Raw genomic sequence first — 19,071 nt, forward strand, 5'->3', positions numbered from 1 at the left:
TCACCGACCGACTTCGGTTCGGACCGCGAACAATTCGGGGAAGAACGTGAGGTCGAGGGCGCGCTGGAGGAACCCGACGCCGCTCGAACCGCCGGTGCCGGGCTTCGTTCCGATGACGCGCAGCACCGTCCGCATGTGCCGGAACCGCCACAGCTGGAAGTTCTCCTCCAGATCGACCAACTCCTCGAACGACTCGTACGCCTCCCAGTTCTCGTGCGGGTTCTCGTAGACGTGCTTGACCAGCGGGATGAGGTCGCGGTTGAGGGTGTACGCGCTCGCGGGGTCCCGCTGCAATGCCGACTCCGGCACCGGAAGTCCGACCCGGTGCAGGTGTCGCCAGAACTCGTCGTACAGGCTCGGTTCCGCCAGCACCCGCGACAGCAGGGCATGCGCCTCGGGGTCCGACTCGAACACCGGCAGCACCCCGGCGTTCTTGTTGCCGAGGATGAATTCAACGGCCCGGTACTGGAACGACTGGAATCCCGACGCGTTGCCGAGGAAGCCACGGAACTGCGAGTACTCCGTCGGAGTGAGTGTCGCGAGCACCGACCACTGTTCGGTCAACGACTTCTGGATGTGTTTGACGCGGGCGATGCACTTGAGCGCGACCGAGATGTCGTCCCGGGCGAGCGCCGCCTTCGCCGCACTCAGTTCGTGCAGCGTCAGCTTCAGCCACAGTTCGCTCGTCTGGTGCGCAATGATGAACAGCAGTTCGTCGTGATGCTCCGGCGCACTGACCGGATGCTGCGCGCCGAGCAGCGTGCCGAGGTCGAGGTAGGACCCGTAGCTCATCCGGTCCCGGAAGTCGGTGACGATCCCCGGCTCGACCGGCCGCGTGTTTTCCTCGCCGATGTCGTGATCGTCGGAGCCCATGCATCGACCATGCCCCAATCGGTACGCCTCGTCCAGGCCAACAGGCTCGTGTCCGCCGTCGTCGGTGCCGTCTCCACCCGTGCTCGAGTACTGCCGGGGGAGTAGCGGACGCGCGCGTCCTCAGCCGAAATGGCGGAGGAGGAAGCTGCTGAGGCGTTGTGTCGCAGGCGCCTCGGTTGTCGAGCCCCAGGCAAGGGTGACGTCTCGCCTGTATCGCGTGCCGGTCAGTGGCAGTTCGGCCAGGCCCGGCGTTGTTCGTTCGTCGTGGGGGAGCAGTGCGATTCCGAGGCCACGGCTGACCAGCTCGCGGATGGTGGCGAACTCGGTCACCTCGAACGCGACGTCCGGCTCGAATCCCTTGTCGTGACACCAGCTCTCGGTGAGTTGCCGAAGGTTATAGCTCGGTGGGTTGGCAATGAAGGTCTCGTTCTTCAGGTCCGTGAGTTCGACGTGCTTCCTCGTCGTCAGGCGGTGATCTTCGGGAACCGCCACGTGAATCTGCTGGGAACCGATGCGGACGTGCTTGAGGCGGTCGGGCGCGGGGATGACGATCGCCAGGTCGAGTTCTCCGGTCACGAGATCCGTGCCGAGGGCTGATCCGTGCGCCTGCTTGAGAATCACCTTGATGCCGGGATGGTGGCGACGGAACGCGGCGAGAAGGTCGGGAACGTGACCGGATCCCATCGTCAGGGGGAACCCGAATCGAACGGTCCCCTGGTCGGGATCGGCTGCTCCGGTCACCTCGGCGATCGCCAGATCCAGTTGGTGCAGCGGGTCACGGACCTGTCGCGCCAAGCGTTCGGCGGCGGCGGTGAGGCGGACGATCCGGCCGTCATGAATCAGCAGCGGAACCCGCAAGTCCTCTTGCAGGGCGTGGATGCGCCGACTCATCGACGACTGCGGCACGCCGAGTGCCGCCGCTGCCTGGGTCATGTGACCGTCGTGCGCGGCCAGTTCGACCAGCGCCCGCAGCTGTGGGGCCAGTCGATTCGTCCACTGATCCATAACTGGATCGTAATACCGCACTCGTTCATTGGACGGATGGTGTGTCGCGGGCGAATTCTGGCTGCACCAACCCTCTACGTCGGGAGTGTGCGTCACATGGGTCGACCGTCGAATGCCGTGCCGGACTCGCCCGATGGGCGGGATGCCGATGTGATCCTGATCGGTGGCGGAATCATGTCCGCAACGTTGGGATCGATGCTCGCGATCCTGGAGCCCGACTGGCGGATCGTCCTGCTGGAGAGGGCAACCGGGCTGGCCACCGAGAGCAGTGGGCCGTGGAACAACGCCGGCACCGGGCACAGCGGGTTCTGCGAGCTGAACTACATGCCCGACCCGGAAGACGGACGCAAGGCATCGACCATCGCGCGGCAGTTCCATGTCTGTCGCCAATGGTGGGGGTACCTCACGGCCAGGGGGTTGCTGGACCCGGATGCCTTCGTTCACGCGACCCCGCACATGGACGTCGTCTTCGGGCGTCGCGACATCGACTACCTCCGTGAGCGATTCGAGACGCTGACGTGTGACCCACTGTTCGACCGGATGGAGTACAGCGACGACCCCGCCACGATCGGCCGGTGGGCACCGCTGTTGATCGAGGGACGAACTCCGGGCGAGCCGATGGCGGCCACGCGACATGCCGGAGGGACCGACGTCGATTTCGGCTCTCTGACAGAGGGGTTGACGCGAATCGTCGCCGACGCCGGTGGGGAGGTCTTGTTCGAACACGAGGTGCGTTCGCTGCGTCGGTCACCCGGCGGAGCGTGGGTTGTGGGAGGGAGTTCCGGTTCCGGCACGTTCGAGCTGCGCGGGCGGCACGTGTTCGTGGGTGCAGGCGGAATGGCACTGCGTCTGCTGCAGCGAGCTCGCCTTCCCGAGGTTCGCGGGTACGCCGTGCTGCCGGTCGGCGCGGCCTTCCTTCGCTGCTCGGAACCGGACGTCGTCACTCGTCACGAGGCGAAGGTCTACGGCCAGGCCGCGATCGGAGCGCCGCCGATGTCGGTGCCGCACCTCGACCGGCGGTTCATCGAGGGAACCGAGCACCTCCTTTTCGGTCCGTACGCGACGTTCAGTACCAAACTGCTCAAGCACGGACGCCTGAGCGACGTCTTCACGACGCTCCGGTGGCACAACCTGCTCGTCATCGTGGCCGCACTCGTCCAGAACCTGTCGTTGGTGCGCTATCTCGTGGGCGAACTCGCGGCGAGGCCCCGAAAGAAGTTCGCCAAGTTGCAGCGCTTCTACCCGAACGCGGACATTCGTCAGTGGGAGCTCGTGCCGGCAGGCCAGCGCGCGCAGCTGGTGACGCCGGACCGGCGCCGCGTCGGCGTACTCCATCAGGGCACCGAACTCGTCGTCGGAGGGGACGGGACCATCGCCGGCCTCCTCGGAGCCTCGCCAGGGGCGTCGACGGCCGTACCGATCATGCTCGAACTGCTCGAGCGGTGCTTTCCTGACCGGTGGCACACCTCCTGGAGCGCCACCATGACCGAGGCGATGCCGGCCTGTGGTGCCGCGGACCGGGACGCCGCCGAGGTCGCCGAGTCAGTCGCCTCGACCGGTTCGGTGCTGGGCCTCGACGGGTCGAACGATCGGCGATGAGCACAGCCCTTCGGGATGTCGCGGACAATGTCTCCATGGCAACGTTCAAGGCCGAGGTGGAGGACTACGACGCGAGTGATCTCGTCGAGCTGGCCGGCGGTCCCGACTGGACACCGGACCCGACGAGGGTCGCGATTCTCGTGCACGACATGCAGCCCTACTACCTGGATGTGCTCGCTGCGCAGGTCAGGTCGCGGCTCCTGTCGGAGGTGTCGGCCCTTCTGAAACGTGCAGTGGACCTTGGTGTTCCGATCCTCGGCAGCGGTCCTCGGCCGGCCACCGAGCCCGTGCAGCGCGGACTGCTCGGCTCGATGTGGGGGCTGGGGCCCGACCCGCGTCAGGCGGAGGAGACGGCGCTCGACGAGCTCGTCTCGCCTGACGTCGTGTGGGTCAAGAAGCGCAGCTACAGCGCGTTCTTCGCAACGGATCTGGCCGAGGAACTGCGTCGACGCGGACGCGACCAGTTGATCGTTGCCGGGGTGTTCGCCACGGCAGGCGTCCTGGCCACCAGCTACGACGCATTCGCCCGCGACATCCAGTGCTTCGTCGGTGTCGAGTCGACCGCCGACTACACGAAGCGTCAGCACGCCGTCGCGCTCACGCTGATCTCGGCACTGACCGGCCGGGTGCAGCCGACCGCGAGCCTGCTGTCCTGACGGTCGTCGGAGCGAAGGCCACTCGACAGAATCGCACGCCCAACGCGTCGTCCGATTCCCGCCAGCGCCGAGTCTCGTGATTCTGCAGTCTGATTCAGGCGACCACGTCGCCACCTCCAGCAGAACTTCCGAAAGGACTCGTCATGTCTTCGCGCCTCGACTCCAAGGTCTTCATCGTCACCGGCGGCACATCCGGCATCGGTCTCGCTGTTGCCCGGCGGCTCACGGCGGAGGGCGCCGCCGTCGTGATCGGTGCTCGCCGCAAGGACGTCGGGGAGGACGCTGCGGCGAGCATCCGCGCCGCGGGCGGCACGGCGACATTCGTACCGGCGGACGTGTCTGTCGAAGCGGATGCCGCGGCACTGGTCTCCGCCGCGGTCGCCGAGTTCGGGCGACTGGACGGGGCATTCAACAACGCCGGCGGCATCAACGCGTCCGGCTCGGTGTGCGGAATCGACGGTGCCGACTGGGACGCAGAGATCGCGCAGAACCTCACCAGTGTCTTCAACTGCCTCAAGCACCAGATTCCTGCAGTCCTCGACACCCGCGGGGCGATCGTCAACAACGCGTCGAACATGGGTGTCGTCGCGCTGCCCGAGGTCGCGCCCTATGTTGCCGCCAAGCACGCCGTCGTGGGCCTGACCAGGTCCGTCGCGCTGGAGGTTGCCGAGCGGGGCGTCCGCGTCAACGCCATCACCACAGGAGGGGTCGACACTCCGCTCTCCCGCGGGTCCATGGCCCCCACCGACGAGGCGATGGCGCAGATAGCTGCCCTGCACCCGGTGAACCGTGTCGCACGGCCGGAGGAGATCGCACCCTTCGTCGCGTTCCTGCTGAGCGACGAGGCATCGTTCGTCACCGGCGCGGCTCTCTCGATCGACGGCGGCTTCACCGCGCGCTGAGCCGGACGCGCCACATGCGGCCCGGTCCGGAGTCCGGTCCGGGCCGCATGCACGATCCGTCCGGCGAAGCGATCAGACCGCGGCCTTGCGCCGCCTCGCGTTGAGCACCGACAACCCGGCGATGAACAGGGTGAGGATCGCCGTCGAGATCAACTGCTTGCGGGCGTCGGTGTCGGTGAGCATCAGCAGGATCAGGCCGCCGAGTGCCGCGAGCGTCAGCCAGCTCAGGTACGGGAAGCCCCACATCTTCACGGTCAACCTGCCTTCGGCCTCGAGGCGTCGGCGCAGTCGCAGCTGCGCGACCACGATGAAGATCCACACCACCAGCAGTGCGGCGCCGACGGCGTTGAGCAGGATCTCGAGCAGCGAGTCGGGCAGCAGCCAGTTCAGCAGCACCGACACGAAGCCGAAGAACACCGACACCAGCACCGCGTTGGTCGGCACGCCGGTCGGGGAGAGCTTGCCCAACGCGGACGGTCCGTCGCCGTCCCGGGAGAGGGCGAACGCCATCCGCGAGGTGCCGTACACGTTGGCGTTGAACGCCGAGAGCAACGCCACCACGACGACCAGTTCCATGAACCCGGAGACGTACGGGATGCTCGCCTCGTTCAGGACCGCGACGAACGGGCCGCTCTGCAACTGCTCGGAGTTCCACGGCAGCACGAGCACCATGATCGCGATGGAGCCGAGGTAGAAGACGCTGATCCGCCACACCACGCTGCGGACCGCCGACGCGATGGAGCGTTCCGGGTCCTTCGACTCCGCCGCGGCGATGGTGACGATCTCGATTCCACCGAACGCGAACGCCACCACCAGAAGTCCCGCGGCGATACCCGCGACACCATTCGGCATGAAACCGCCCTCGCCGAACAGGTTGGTGGTGCCGACCGGGTCGGTGCCCGGGAGCAGTCCGAACACCAGCAGGACACCGATCACCAGGAAGGCGATGATGACGGTGACCTTCATTGCGGCGAACCAGAATTCGAACTCGCCGAAGTTGCGGACCTTGGACAGGTTGACCACCGCGAAGAAGGTCACGAACACCAGTGCCACCACCCACTGCGGGAGGCCGGGCAGCCAACTGTGCACGATCGCGGAGGCGCCGGTGATCTCGGCGCCGAGCACCATGATCAGCATGAACCAGTACAGCCATCCGAGGGTGAAGCCGGCCCATTCGCCGATGCCGATCCGGGCGTAGTGGCTGAACGAGCCGGACGCCGGGATCGCGGCGCCCATCTCGCCGAGCATCCGCATCACGGCGATCACGATGATGCCCGCGATGACGTACGAGACGAGCACCGCCGGGCCCGCCTTGGCGATGCCGACGCCGGTGCCGAGGAACAGCCCCGCCCCGATCGCGGACCCGAGGCCCATCATCGTCAGATGGCGAACCTTGAGTCCGTGACCGAGGTGGGACGCATCCCCCTCCTCGGCTGTGGAACTGGCGGAGGACGGGGAGTGTTCCTGGGAGTGCTTCATGAATCCAGACGTTCGAATAGACAGCCGCCCGTGGTGACGGCCTGGGTGAATCAGTCGTTCGCGTGCAGCGCCGCGTTCAGTTCGACACCGGTGCCGGACTTCGCGACCACCTCGACACCACCGGTGACCGAGTTGCGGCGGAAGAGCAGGTTCGACGTGCCGCTGAGCTCCTTCGCCTTGACGACGGTGCCGTCCGGGCCGGTGACCTTGGTGCCCGCGGTGACGTAGAGGCCCGCCTCGATGACGCAGTCGTCGCCGAGGGAGATACCCAGGCCGGAGTTCGCGCCGAGCAGGCAGCGCTTGCCGACGGAGATGACCTCCTTGCCGCCACCGGACAGGGTGCCCATGATCGAGGCGCCGCCGCCGACGTCGGAACCGTCGTCGACGACGACGCCACCGGAGATGCGGCCCTCGACCATCGAATTGCCGAGGGTGCCCGCGTTGAAGTTGACGAAGCCCTCGTGCATGACGGTGGTGCCGGACGCGAGGTGGGCACCGAGGCGGACACGATCGGCATCACCGATGCGGACGCCCGACGGGACGACGTAGTCGACCATGCGGGGGAACTTGTCGACGCCGAAGACGGTGACGGGACCGCGGGCGCGCAGCTTGGCGCGGACCAGCTCGAAGCCGTCGACGGCGCACGGGCCGTAGTTCGTCCACACGACGTTCGCGAGCAGGCCGAACACGCCGTCGAGGTTCAGGCCGTGCGGCTGCACGAGGCGGTGGGAGATCAGGTGCAGGCGAAGGTAGGCGTCGTGGGCGTCGACCGGTGCGGCGGACAGGTCCGCGATCGAGGTGCGGACAGCGACGCGGGTGACGCCGCGATCGGCGTCCTCTCCGGTCAGCGCCGCGAACTCGGCGGGCACATCGGCGCCGGTCAGGACGACGGTGCCGGTCTCGGCGACCTCGCCGAGCGCGGGTTCCGGGTACCAGGTGTCGAGGACGACCCCGCCCGTGGTCACGTTGGCAATACCGACTGCGGTAGCTCCCTGAATGCTCACGGGCGTCCAGGTTACCGTCCGGCCAGGTGAACCTGTGTGGCCGCCTGTCTCGGCTGATGCCTGTGGGCTCGGTCGAGCGACGTTGTCGTGAGCGGGGACCAGGCAGCGCTGAACCTGTACCGACGGCGGTGAACAACGGTTCCGTCGAGCTTCGTCAGATGCCGATTGACTTGACTTCCGCTGAAACCAGATACAAACCAACCGCGTGGTTTACGGTCCGCGTTTGTAATGGCCGCACGAACGATCAAGGAGCACCACGTGAAACGCACGATCCGGTACCTCACCGGTCTGCTTGCCGCTGCCAGTCTTGTCGCCAGTCTGGGCGTCGGTACTGCTCAAGCGGACGAAGTTCCCGCCTCGACCGCGAAGACGGTGATGCCGGGGATGCGGATCACCTTCCTCGACCCGGTCACCTACCCTGACTATCAGGGATTGTGCACTCTCGGCGCGGTCGGCACCGACTCCGCTGGACGCAAAGTCGGTATCACGGCTGGGCACTGCAACTCGCATCAGAAGTACAACGAAAATCCAGACAATCACGGGGACCCGACCTATGACGGTGCCCCGGTGCGGACCCATACCCTCACCAACGACTACAAGGTGTGGGACTGGCGCGACCCAAATGGTGGCCCTATTGGATGGATCCGCTGGGTCTCCAATGACGGCAGGCAGACGAACAATGGATACCTCGGGAAACTCGACTACATGGTGATCGAGTTCGCGCCCCATGTCGTTTTGTCGAGTCAATTGATGCGCGCACCGAAGTACTTCCAGGCATCCGACGGTAAACTCGACCGCAGCCAAATACTTGTTCCTGCTCAGCCTCTGCACAAGATCAACACGATCTACTCCAACTCCGCCGGAGTGGTGCAGATCCCGCCGGTCGGCTCCACCATCTGCAATATCGGTTCCACCACGAATGAAAGGTATGTTCAGACGGACTCGGCTTTCAACATGCAGTGTGGCCCCCTCAAGTTCATCAGCACTGGTGGCGGGCTCCCGGCTCAGGGGACTGACGGACTTGTTACCCCTGGTGTGATGTTGGCTGATGTTTCCATGCCGGGCGGCGACTCCGGAGGTCCCGTAATTGACAAGAGTCGCCCGAACGAGTGGGCCGGAATCACTTCCTGGCGGTACAGGAACTTCTGGGTGAACCCAACATTTTTCGAGTACGGTGCCGCCACCTCGGCCAAGACGATCCTCGATGACCTGAACCCGCGCGGCATCACAGGCAGCGGCTTCCAGATCACCAACAACTAGGCGAGACGTATCGCGTTCGTGCGTGGTTGGCGGGCTCGGGGACCTGCCAACCACGCGCGACCGGCGGAACCCGGGCTGAGCGGCAGGGGCGAATCGGTCATTGGCGTGCGGCGCAACCCCGCTCAGTTCGACGCCTGTGCCCGACGGTATTTCTGTGCAACGCTACGAAGGAGTCACCGCACCCGAAGGGACGTGGATTCCATGCGCCGAGGTTCGATCGTCGCCGCTGCTCTGAGCGCGCTCGTCGTCACTGTCACCGCCACGATCACCACCCCGACCGCCGCTGCTGCGCCGGCCTGCCCGGATGCCCGGTCCCCGGTGCTCGTGGGCAGCGTCCCCGGCGCCATCCTCGAGGGCGCCGCCGTCGACGGCGCGGGCCGGATGTACGTCACCGACCTGATCTCCGGCCGCGTGTTCCGGCTCGACCGGCCCGGTGCGCCTGCCGTCCCGATCGCGACGGTCCCCAGCGGCGGTGCGGGCGCGTTGGCGTGGGCGCGCGACGGGTCGCTGCTGGTCGGGTACGGCGCGGACGCGCGGGTCTTCACCGGCGATGTCACGCGCTCCGCGGGGATCGTGGCCGTCGACGTGAACACCGGCGCGGTCCGCCCGTTCGCGTCGGGGCTGAGCGCCGCCAACGGGCTCGCCGTCGCCCGCGACGGCACCGTGTACGCCACCAACGACTTCGGTTCGCTCGTCGGGCGGGTGCTGCCGAACGGCGTCGTCCAGCCGGACTGGGCGGTGTTGCCCAGCGCCAACGGCGCCGCACTGAGCGCCGACGACCGGTACCTCTACGTGTCGCGAACCTTCACCAACCCGGGTGTGAGCCGGATCCCGACGGCGAACCCCGGCGCCCCCGAATCGGTGGTCACCTTCACCGGCGGGGACGTGTTCGCCGCGCCCGACGGGCTGACCCTCGACCCGCAGGGCCGGCCGATCGTCCCGACCGACGTCTCGGGGCAGATCCTGCGCGTCGACGGCCCCGACCGGTACTGCGCGATCGCCTCCGGGCTGCCGATGTCGAGTGTCCTCACCCATGGCAACGGCGACGCCGGGTTCTCGACCGGACGACTCTTCCGCTCCGGCTTCGACGGCCAGATCTTCGAGGTGTAGGCGAAGCCGCATAGTCTTGGATGCGTGACTGCGCTGCCGTACCTGGACCTGCACGCCGACCCGATCGACCTGACCGCCGCACTCGTGGACATTCCGAGCGTGTCCCACGACGAGGCGCTCATCGCGGACGCCGTCGAATTGGCGTTGCGGGAGCAGACCATCGGGTTCGAGGTGATCCGCAGCGGCAACGCCGTCCTCGCCCGCACCGGCCTGGGACTGCCGAGCCGGGTGATGCTCGCCGGGCACCTCGACACCGTCCCGATCGCCGACAACGTCCCCAGTCGCCGTGAGCGCGACTCCGCCGAAGGCGACGTGCTGCACGGCTGCGGCACCGTCGACATGAAGTCCGGTGACGCGGTGTTCCTCCACCTGGCGGCGACCGTGGAGGACCTGGCACACGATCTGACACTGGTGTTCTACGACTGCGAGGAGATCGCCGCGAAGTACAACGGGCTGGGTCGCATCGAGCGGGAGCTGCCCGACTGGCTGCGGGCCGACGTCGCGGTCCTCGGTGAACCGTCCGGCGGATTCATCGAGGCCGGCTGCCAGGGCACGCTGCGCGTCCGGCTGTCGACGAGCGGAACCCGTGCGCACTCGGCGCGATCCTGGCTGGGGGACAACGCGATCCACAAGTTCGCACCGCTGCTGCAGCGGTTGTCGGAGTATCAGCCGCGTTCCGTGGACATCGACGGCTGCGTCTACCGCGAGGGCCTGTCCGCGGTCCGCATCTCCGGCGGGGTCGCGGGCAACGTGGTCCCCGACGCGGCCGAGGTCGACGTGAACTTCCGCTTCGCGCCCGACCGCAGCGTCGCGCAGGCCGTCGACCACGTGCGGGAAGTCGTCGACGGACTGGGGCTCGGTTTCGAGGTCACCGACAGCTCGCCCGGCGCGCTGCCGGGCCTGTCCGCGCCCGCTGCCGCGGAACTCATCGCCGCGGCGGGTGGCCAGGTGCGGGCCAAGTACGGCTGGACCGACGTATCGCGATTCGCGGCGCTCGGCATTCCCGCGGTGAACTACGGTCCCGGCGACCCCAACCTCGCCCACAAGCGCGACGAGCGCGTGCCGGTGCAGCAGATCACCGATGTCGCGGCGGTGCTGCGGGGCTACCTCAGCAACTGACGGTTGCCCGCGGTCGAGCCGGCGGCCGATAGCCTGGCGGCATGGCACCGGACAAGATTCCAGGCGGACCGCGCGGCACCGGAAAGCGGGGCAGCGCATCCGCGGTGAAACATCGCGGACCGATCATGCTGCGGCGCGAGCGCAAGGCCGAGGTCGCCAACGCCGACCGCAGGTTGCTCGACCAGCGCGGACCCAGCGACTGGGTACACACCGACCCGTGGCGGGTACTGCGTATCCAGAGTGAGTTCATCGAGGGATTCGGGGCGCTCGCCGAGGTGCCGCGGGCGGTCACCGTGTTCGGGTCGGCGCGCACACCTGACGGGTCGCCCGAGTACGACGCCGCCCGGGAACTCGGTTCGGCCCTGGCGGCCGCGGGCTTCGCTGTCATCACCGGCGGCGGTCCCGGGATCATGGAGGGCGCCAACCGAGGGGCGGTCGAGAACGACGGCTACTCCATCGGCCTCGGCATCGAGCTACCCCACGAGCAGGGCCTCAACGAGTGGGTCGACCTCGGTATCAACTTCCGCTACTTCTTCGCCCGCAAGACGATGTTCGTCAAGTACTCGCAGGCGTTCATCTGTTTGCCCGGCGGGTTCGGCACCCTCGACGAACTGTTCGAGGCACTCACCCTCGTCCAGACCGGCAAGGTGACCCGATTCCCGATCGTGCTGTTCGGCACCGAGTTCTGGGGTGGGCTCGTCGACTGGATCCGCACCACACTGGTCGCCACGGGGAAGATCTCCGCCACCGACGTCGACCTCCTGCACGTCACGGACAGCGTCGACGAGGCGGTGCGCATCGTGGTGGAGTCGCAGAAATCGGCCGAGCCGGACGAACTCGACGAGTTCGACGAGGTCGGCGAGGGCGTGGAGGAATGGTGACGCCGCGCCCGGTCGCGGTGTGCGTCTACTGCGCATCCGGACCCGTCGACGCGTCGTTCCTGTCGCTCGCCACGGAGGTCGGCGCCGAGATCGGTCGCCGCGGCATGACGCTGGTGTCCGGCGGCGGAAACGTGTCGATGATGGGCGCGGTCGCCGAATCGGCCCGACGGCACGGTGCCTGGACCGTCGGAGTCATCCCGAAGGCGCTGGTGCACCGGGAAGTCGCCGACGTCGACGCGGACGAGCTGATCGTCACGGACACCATGCGTCAACGCAAGAAGGTCATGGAGGACCGGGCGGATGCGTTCATCACCCTGCCCGGCGGCATCGGAACCCTCGAGGAACTCTTCGAGACGTGGACCGCCGGCTACCTGGGCATGCACGACAAGCCGATGGTTCTCCTCGACCCCGTCGGACATTTCACCGGACTGCTGCAATGGCTGGACGGATTGCGGGAAGGCGGCTTCGTGCAGCAGCGGGCGCTGGATGCCCTCGTCGTCACCCAGGACGTCGGTCGGGCGCTCGACGCCTGCATGCCACTATGAAGCCATGATCGAGCTCACGTCCGGCACCGAGTCCGGGCACCGACCCGCGCCGGTGCCCTCGCCGACGCTGTGCGGTCGGCCCGTCGCGACGGACCGTGCGCTGGTGATGGCGATCGTCAACCGCACCCCCGATTCGTTCTACGACCAGGGGGCGACCTTCACGGACGAGGCCGCGATGGCTGCTGTGTCGCGGGCCGTCGACGAGGGCGCCGACCTCGTCGACATCGGTGGCGTCAAGGCCGGTCCGGGTGACGTCGTGGACGCTGCCGAGGAGATCCGCCGCGTCGTGCCGTTCGTCGAGGCGATCCGCAGCCGATACCCGGACCTCATCATCTCGGTCGACACCTGGCGTTCCGAGGTTGCACGGCTGGCGTGCGCGGTCGGCGGCAACCTGGTCAACGACACCTGGGCGGGCGCCGACCCGGACCTCGTCGCGGTCGCTGCGGAACTCGGCGCCGGCTACGTGTGCTCCCACACCGGGGGAGCGGTGCCGCGGACCCGGCCGCACCGCGTTCGGTACGCGGACGTGGTCGCCGACGTGGTCGCCGAGGTGGTTCCGGCGGCGGAACGGGCACTGGCACTCGGGGTGCCCCGCGACGGAATCCTCGTCGATCCGACCCACGATTTCGGGAAGAACACCTTCCACGGGCTCGAGTTGTTGCGTCGAATAGACGATCTCGTAAAAACCGGGTGGCCAGTGCTGATGGCACTGAGCAACAAGGACTTCATCGGGGAGACTTTGGGTGTGGAACTCGCCGAGAGGTTGGAGGGCACGTTGGCAGCGACTGCATGGGCGGCATCGAACGGCGCCCGAGTTTTCCGCGTACACGAGGTCGCGTCCACGCGGCGCGTCGTCGACATGATCGCGGCGATCACCGGCACCAGGGCCCCGGTCCGGACCGTACGGGGGCTGGCATGAGTGCACCGAGGATCGGGGAGCGGGTCTGGTCGGAGGCGAACAGCTGGGATCACCCGGAGTGGACCGTCGCCGAGCTGGAGGCCGCCAAGGCGGGCCGCACGGTGTCGGTGGTGCTGCCCGCACTGAACGAGGAGAAGACCGTCGCAGCGGTGGTGGACAGCATCCACCCGCTGCTCGGTGGGCTCGTCGACGAGTTGATCGTGCTGGACTCCGGCTCGACCGACGAGACGGCGGACCGTGCGCGGGCGGCGGGGGCCACCGTCGTCAGTCGCGAGGAGGCGGTCCCCGAACTGACCCCGGTCGCGGGCAAGGGTGAGGTCCTGTGGCGGTCGATCGCCGCGTCCAGCGGCGACATCATCGCGTTCGTCGACTCCGATCTGATCAACCCGGACCCGGCCTTCGTGCCGAAGCTCCTGGGCCCACTGCTCACCGTGGACGGCATCCACCTGGTCAAGGGCTACTACCGCAGGCCGCTGCGGGTCAGCGGCACCGAGGACGCGAACGGCGGCGGCCGGGTCACCGAACTCGTCGCGCGACCGCTCCTGTCGGCACTGCGTCCGGAACTGACGTCGGTGCTGCAGCCGCTGGGCGGCGAGTACGCAGGCACCCGTGAACTGCTGTCCGCGGTCCCGTTCGCGCCCGGCTACGGGGTAGAGATCGGACTGCTGCTCGACACCTACGACCGGCTGGGGCTGAGTGCGATCGGGCAGGTCAACCTCGGTGTCCGCAAGCATCGCAACCGGCCGCTCGTCGAACTCGGCGTGATGAGCAGGCAGATCATCGGCACGATGCTGAACCGCTGCGGCGTGCCCGACTCCGGTGCGGGACTGACACAGTTCCGGTCGGAGGGGGACACCTTCCTGCCCGTCACCACGGACGTCTCGCTCGCCGACCGGCCGGCGATGAACACACTTCGCCCTCGGAGCGCCGCCCGTCCATAGGTCGACCGTGTCGGTGTCGTCCGCAGGGCGACCGTGTCGGTGTCGTCCGCAGGGCGACCGTGTCGCAGTGCCGTGACAGGATCGGGGCATGCTCACCGTCCTCCTGTACCTGATCGTCATGGCTCTCGTCGGCGGCGCACTGTTCTTCGCGGCGTCCGTCGTGTTCGGACGCGGCGAGGAGATGGCGGCGTTGCCACCCGCGACCACGGTGACGGCGCTGCCGTCGCATGGGGTGACGGGCGCGGACGTGCAGGAGCTTCGGTTCCAGCAGACGCTGCGCGGGTACAAGGCCAGTGAGGTGGACTGGGCGCTCGACCGGCTGGGAACCGAGATCGACGTGCTGCGCGCCCAGCTCGCCGAGGCCACCCGGGGCGCGGCGGGCATTCCGGTCGAAGGCAGCGCGGCCGCCGACGTCGAGCCCGCGGGTGCGGCGACCACCCCGAAGGATCCGGCATGAGCGAGGACCGGTTCCGGTGTCCGTGGGCCGTCGACGCGGCGGGCTCCACCCTGTACCGCGACTACCACGACTACGAGTGGGGTGTTCCGCTTCACGGCCGGGACGCGCTGTTCGAGCGGATCTGCCTCGAGGCATTCCAGTCCGGGTTGGCGTGGATCACGGTGCTGCGCAAGAGGGAGGCGTTCCGGGCCGCGTTCTCGGGGTTCTCGGTGGACGCCGTTGCCGCGTTCGGGGAGGCGGACGTCGAGCGATTGCTCGCCGATGCGGGCATCGTTCGCAACCGGGCGAAGATCGAGGCCTCGATCTCGAATGCGCGTGCCGTGCTGGCTCTGGGGGACACCGATCTCGACTCCCTGCTGTGGTCGTTTGCGCCGCCGCCACGCCCGAGCCGGGTGACGTCCGTGCAGGAGGTGCCTGCCGTCACCGACGAGTCGGTTGCGCTCGCGAAGGAACTCAAGCGTCGCGGATTTCGATTCGTAGGCCCTACCACGGCGTATGCGCTGATGCAGGCGACGGGAATGGTCGACGATCACGTGGCCGACTGCTGGGTGCCGACACGGTGATCACGGGTGCGTCCGGGCACGTCGCGGGCACCGAAATGGCGACTCCGGTTCCCGGCGATTTGGACGATAGGGAAGAATGAACGAGTGGACCCGGAAAAAGCCCGGGTCCGACGATGCAGATCTGGAGGGAGCAGGAATGGCGGCCATGAAGCCCCGGACTGGGGACGGTCCCCTCGAAGCAACCAAAGAAGGACGGGGAATCGTCATGCGGGTTCCTCTCGAGGGCGGAGGTCGACTGGTCGTCGAGCTGACCCCGGAGGAAGCCGCTGCGCTCGGCGACGAGCTCAAGGGCGTCACCAGCTGACCTCCCGCAGGGTTCGACCAACCTGGCCCCGCATCGCCACATCGGCGGGCGGGGCCCGGTGCTGAGATGACCCGGTGCTGAGATGACCCGGTGCCTACACCCGAGAATCCGGAAGGAAGGCGGACGATGCTCGCCGACGCCGTGACTCTGCTCGCCTGCCCGCACTGTGGTGCTCACCTCGACGAGGCCGACGCTGCCCTGCTCTGCGGCAGCGGGCACAGCTTCGACATCGCCCGCCAGGGCTACGTGAGTCTGCTGGCCGGGGCCTCGAAGATCACCGGGGACAGCGCCGAGATGATCGCCGCCCGGGCCGAGTTCCTCGACGCGGGTCACTTCGACGGGTTGCGCGCCGCGGTCGCCGACGCGACCGCTGCTGCCGGGGTGGACGCCCCCGCAGTACTGGAGGTCGGCGCCGGAACCGGCCACTACCTCGCGACGGTTCTCGACGCCCTGCCCGGTGCGGTCGGCATCGGCGTGGACGTGTCCAAGGCGGCAGCGCGCCGACTCGCCCGCAGCCACCCCCGAGCAGCGGCGGTCGTCGCCGACGTCTGGACCCAGCTTCCCGTGCAGGACGGCGCGGTCAGCCACGCGCTGTCGATCTTCGCTCCGCGTAATGCGGGCGAACTGCACCGTGTGCTCCGGGCGGACGGCGAACTCGTTGTCCTGACGCCGACGGACCGGCACCTGCACGAGCTGGTCGCCCACCTGTCGATGGTGCGGGTCGACGAGAACAAGACGGAACGTCTGGGTGCGGCCCTGGCCGGACACTTCGACCGGGTCTCGCGTGTCGCCGTCGAGTACCCGATGACGTTGTCGCACGCCGAGGCCCGGCACCTGGTCGGGATGGGTCCGTCGGCGCGGCATCTGGGGCCAGTGGCGCTCGCCGACGCGATCGGCGAGCTCCCCGAACCGGTGACGGTGACGGCGTCGGTCACCGTGAGCCGCTATCGACCCCGGTAGTCGTCGACGACGCTCTCGTAGACGCTGAGCGTCTGGCGGGCGATCTCGGCCCACGAGAACTCCGCGATCGCCCGCTTCCGTCCCGCGCGGCCCATCGCGGCGGCACCGGTGAGGTCCGCGCACACCGCGTTCACCGCGGCGGCGAGCGTCTCCTCGTACGCCTCCGGCTCGTACTCGTTGTAGTGCACGAGTCGCCCCGTCGATCCGTCCTCGACGACCTCGGGAATGCCGCCGACATCGGACGCCACGACGGCCGTCTCGCAGGCCATCGCCTCGAGGTTCACGATTCCCAACGGCTCGTACACCGAAGGGCACACGAATGTGGTTGCAGCGGAGAGAATCTGACGGACCGATGCGGTCGGAAGCATCTCGCGAACCCAGTGGACGCCGTCGCGGGCGCCGCGCAACTCCTCGACGGTGCGCGCTGTCTCCGCACCGATCTCGGGGGTGTCCGGTGCTCCCGCGCACAGCACGAGCTGAATGTCCGGGTCGAACCGGTGCGCCGCCGCGACCAGGTGTCCGAGACCCTTCTGTCGGGTGATGCGGCCGACGAACACCGCCAGGGGCCGTCCCGGGTCCACGCCGAGGTCGCGCAGCACCTCGGACGCCCACGGGTCCTCCTCCGGGTACCAGACGTCGGTGTCGATTCCGTTGCGCACCACGTGTACTCGGCCGGGTTCGACGAAGGGGTAGGCGTCGAGCAGGTCGGATCGCATGCCCGCGCTGACCGCGACGATCGCGTCCGCGTACTGGACAGCGTTGCGTTCGGACCAGGACGAGACCCGGTAGCCGCCTCCGAGTTGCTCGGCTTTCCACGGCCGCCGCGGTTCGAGGGAGTGCGCGGTGAGGACGTGTGGCAACCCGTGGAGCTGTCCGGCGAGGTGCCCGGCCAGGCCGGTGTACCAGGTGTGGGAGTGCACCACGTCGACGCCCGCCGCGGCCGCTGCCATCCGCAGTTCCGCGGACAGCACGCCGAGCGATGGATTGGCCGATGCCAGTACCGGATCGGGGTCGTGTACCTGTGCGCCCTCGCGGGGCGCACCCATGCAGTGCACGTCAACTGTGCACAGTCGGGCGAGTTGTGCGACGAGTTCGGTGACGTGGACCCCCGCCCCGCCATAGATCTCCGGTGGGTACTCCCTGGTCATCATCGCCACACGCACGCGCCTAACGTAACCGTCGGGCGGGTAACCGGCCACCGCACCGGGCACGCCCCCGAGTTGATCGTGGTTGCTGTGGCGGGGGCACCCCGGTGCCGATAGGTTGACAGGGTGAGGAGTCAGCCGCACGTGCTTGGAATAGTGCTCGCCGGCGGCGAGGGGAAGCGTCTGTATCCCCTGACAGCCGACCGGGCGAAGCCCGCCGTCCCGTTCGGTGGGGCCTATCGGCTCATCGATTTCGTGTTGAGCAACCTGGTGAACGCGGGCTACCTCCGGATCTGTGTTCTCACGCAGTACAAGTCGCACTCCCTCGATCGCCACATCTCGCAGACGTGGCGGCTGTCCGGGTTCGCGGGGGAGTACATCACTCCGGTACCCGCGCAGCAGCGCCTCGGCCCTCGTTGGTACACGGGAAGCGCCGACGCGATCCTGCAGTCGTTGAACCTCGTCTACGACGAGGATCCCGAGTACATCGTCGTGTTCGGTGCCGACCACGTGTACCGGATGGACCCCGAGCAGATGGTCCGCCACCACATCGAGTCCGGGGCGGGAGTCACCGTCGCAGGCATTCGCGTGCCGCGCAGCGAGGCATTCGCGTTCGGCTGCATCGACTCCGACGAGTCGGGCAGGATCACGCAGTTCCTCGAGAAGCCCGCGCACCCACCGGGAACTCCCGACGACCCCAACGTCACGTTCGCGTCGATGGGCAACTACGTCTTCACGACCAAGGTTCTCGTCGACGCGATCCGGGCGGATTCGGAGGACTCGGACTCCGACCACGACATGGGCGGCGACATCATCCCCAAACTCGTCCGCGAGGGCGCCGCGCACGTCTACGACTTCGCCGACAACATAGTCCCGGGTGCTACCGACCGCGACCGTGGCTACTGGCGGGACGTCGGCACCATCGACGCGTTCTACGATGCGCACATGGACCTGGTGTCGGTGCACCCGGTGTTCAACCTCTACAACCGTCGCTGGCCGATCCGAGGCGCGGCCGAGAACCTCGCCCCCGCCAAGTTCGTGAAGGGCGGCCTGGCTCAGGAGTCGATCGTCGGGTCGGGGTGCATCCTGTCCGCGGCGACGGTCCGGAACTCGGTCCTCAGTTCCAACGTGATGGTCGAGGACGGCGCGACGGTCGAAGGCAGCGTCCTGATGCCGGGCGTGCGTATCGGCAAGGGTGCCGTCGTCCGCCGCGCGATCCTGGACAAGAACGTCGTCGTGGGTGAGGGCGAGATCATCGGTGTCGACACCGAACGCGACAAGCAACGCTTCGCCGTCAGCAACGGCGGTGTCGTCACAGTCGGCAAGGGCGTCTGGATCTGACCGCGCAC

General features: G+C 67.9%; 20 protein-coding genes. 15 read left to right on the top strand and 5 right to left on the bottom strand.

Features of this window, described 5'->3' with window-relative positions; genetic code table 11:
• Both RHCRD62_RS02975 and RHCRD62_RS02980 read right to left on the bottom strand, forming a co-directional pair.
• The gene (locus RHCRD62_RS02975; protein ID WP_216596610.1) at positions 1–852 is read right to left on the bottom strand and encodes a tryptophan 2,3-dioxygenase; all 852 of its coding nucleotides are present in this window, start codon (positions 850–852) and stop codon (positions 1–3) included.
• A 141-nt stretch (positions 853–993) separates the two neighbouring features.
• A complete protein-coding gene (locus tag RHCRD62_RS02980; protein WP_050063141.1) occupies positions 994–1,878 on the bottom strand; it encodes a LysR family transcriptional regulator in 885 nt (294 codons plus the stop codon).
• Between the two features lie 96 nt (positions 1,879–1,974).
• On the opposite strand from RHCRD62_RS02980, the gene mqo reads away from it, so the two are divergent.
• From mqo to RHCRD62_RS02995, 3 genes are all read left to right on the top strand, one after another.
• Positions 1,975–3,477, top strand: coding sequence for a malate dehydrogenase (quinone) (gene mqo, locus RHCRD62_RS02985; RefSeq protein WP_050063142.1), 1,503 nt, complete (start codon positions 1,975–1,977; stop codon positions 3,475–3,477).
• A 35-nt stretch (positions 3,478–3,512) separates the two neighbouring features.
• Positions 3,513–4,133, top strand: a complete 621-nt coding sequence (locus tag RHCRD62_RS02990) for an isochorismatase family protein (protein WP_172670990.1) — start codon at positions 3,513–3,515, stop codon at positions 4,131–4,133.
• A 143-nt stretch (positions 4,134–4,276) separates the two neighbouring features.
• Positions 4,277–5,035, top strand: a complete 759-nt coding sequence (locus tag RHCRD62_RS02995; protein WP_050063144.1) for an SDR family NAD(P)-dependent oxidoreductase — start codon at positions 4,277–4,279, stop codon at positions 5,033–5,035.
• Positions 5,036–5,107: 72 nt separating this feature from the next.
• On the opposite strand, the gene RHCRD62_RS03000 is transcribed toward RHCRD62_RS02995, so the two are convergent.
• The gene (locus RHCRD62_RS03000) at positions 5,108–6,412 is read right to left on the bottom strand and encodes an amino acid permease (protein WP_050063445.1); all 1,305 of its coding nucleotides are present in this window, start codon (positions 6,410–6,412) and stop codon (positions 5,108–5,110) included.
• 152 nt (positions 6,413–6,564) lie between these two features.
• Positions 6,565–7,518, bottom strand: coding sequence for a 2,3,4,5-tetrahydropyridine-2,6-dicarboxylate N-succinyltransferase (dapD, locus tag RHCRD62_RS03005; protein WP_050063145.1), 954 nt, complete (start codon positions 7,516–7,518; stop codon positions 6,565–6,567).
• A gap of 258 nt (positions 7,519–7,776) precedes the next feature.
• Here dapD and RHCRD62_RS03010 point away from each other — a divergent pair, with 258 nt between their 5' ends.
• From RHCRD62_RS03010 to RHCRD62_RS03055, 11 genes are all read left to right on the top strand, one after another.
• The gene (locus RHCRD62_RS03010) at positions 7,777–8,778 is read left to right on the top strand and encodes a trypsin-like serine protease (RefSeq protein WP_172670991.1); all 1,002 of its coding nucleotides are present in this window, start codon (positions 7,777–7,779) and stop codon (positions 8,776–8,778) included.
• Positions 8,779–8,979: 201 nt separating this feature from the next.
• Complete coding sequence (locus tag RHCRD62_RS03015; protein ID WP_050063446.1) at positions 8,980–9,888, top strand: SMP-30/gluconolactonase/LRE family protein; 909 nt, start codon at positions 8,980–8,982, stop codon at positions 9,886–9,888.
• 33 nt (positions 9,889–9,921) lie between these two features.
• Positions 9,922–11,007 (top strand): succinyl-diaminopimelate desuccinylase, encoded by a 1,086-nt coding sequence (gene dapE, locus RHCRD62_RS03020; RefSeq protein WP_157050800.1) that lies wholly within the window; start codon positions 9,922–9,924, stop codon positions 11,005–11,007.
• A 41-nt stretch (positions 11,008–11,048) separates the two neighbouring features.
• On the top strand, positions 11,049–11,888 hold the full coding sequence (locus RHCRD62_RS03025; protein ID WP_050063148.1) for an LOG family protein: 840 nt from the start codon (positions 11,049–11,051) through the stop codon (positions 11,886–11,888).
• Positions 11,885–12,433, top strand: coding sequence for an LOG family protein (locus RHCRD62_RS03030; RefSeq protein ID WP_253277168.1), 549 nt, complete (start codon positions 11,885–11,887; stop codon positions 12,431–12,433). The genes RHCRD62_RS03025 and RHCRD62_RS03030 overlap by 4 nt, the downstream gene beginning before the upstream one ends.
• 4 nt (positions 12,434–12,437) lie before the next feature.
• Positions 12,438–13,352 (top strand): dihydropteroate synthase, encoded by a 915-nt coding sequence (gene folP / locus RHCRD62_RS03035; RefSeq protein WP_050063150.1) that lies wholly within the window; start codon positions 12,438–12,440, stop codon positions 13,350–13,352.
• Positions 13,349–14,293, top strand: coding sequence for a glucosyl-3-phosphoglycerate synthase (locus tag RHCRD62_RS03040; protein ID WP_050063151.1), 945 nt, complete (start codon positions 13,349–13,351; stop codon positions 14,291–14,293). Before folP ends, RHCRD62_RS03040 begins: the two co-directional genes overlap by 4 nt.
• Positions 14,294–14,381: 88 nt before the next feature.
• Complete coding sequence (locus RHCRD62_RS03045) at positions 14,382–14,750, top strand: DivIVA domain-containing protein (RefSeq protein WP_050063152.1); 369 nt, start codon at positions 14,382–14,384, stop codon at positions 14,748–14,750.
• The gene (locus tag RHCRD62_RS03050; RefSeq protein ID WP_050063153.1) at positions 14,747–15,313 is read left to right on the top strand and encodes a DNA-3-methyladenine glycosylase I; all 567 of its coding nucleotides are present in this window, start codon (positions 14,747–14,749) and stop codon (positions 15,311–15,313) included. Before RHCRD62_RS03045 ends, RHCRD62_RS03050 begins: the two co-directional genes overlap by 4 nt.
• Positions 15,314–15,449: 136 nt before the next feature.
• Positions 15,450–15,617 (top strand): DUF3117 domain-containing protein, encoded by a 168-nt coding sequence (locus RHCRD62_RS25335; protein WP_003931055.1) that lies wholly within the window; start codon positions 15,450–15,452, stop codon positions 15,615–15,617.
• Positions 15,618–15,743: 126 nt separating this feature from the next.
• Complete coding sequence (locus tag RHCRD62_RS03055) at positions 15,744–16,577, top strand: putative RNA methyltransferase (protein ID WP_050063154.1); 834 nt, start codon at positions 15,744–15,746, stop codon at positions 16,575–16,577.
• Here RHCRD62_RS03055 and glgA read toward each other — a convergent pair.
• The gene (gene glgA / locus RHCRD62_RS03060; RefSeq protein ID WP_050063155.1) at positions 16,562–17,740 is read right to left on the bottom strand and encodes a glycogen synthase; all 1,179 of its coding nucleotides are present in this window, start codon (positions 17,738–17,740) and stop codon (positions 16,562–16,564) included. The genes RHCRD62_RS03055 and glgA overlap by 16 nt on opposite strands.
• 108 nt (positions 17,741–17,848) lie before the next feature.
• Between glgA and glgC the strand changes: the two genes are divergently transcribed.
• Positions 17,849–19,063 (top strand): glucose-1-phosphate adenylyltransferase, encoded by a 1,215-nt coding sequence (glgC, locus tag RHCRD62_RS03065; RefSeq protein WP_084734040.1) that lies wholly within the window; start codon positions 17,849–17,851, stop codon positions 19,061–19,063.
• The last annotated feature ends 8 nt before the right edge of the window (positions 19,064–19,071 follow it).

Origin of the sequence: Rhodococcus sp. RD6.2, assembly GCF_001040705.1 — a bacterium.
In the GTDB taxonomy this organism is placed as follows: domain Bacteria; phylum Actinomycetota; class Actinomycetes; order Mycobacteriales; family Mycobacteriaceae; genus Rhodococcus_G.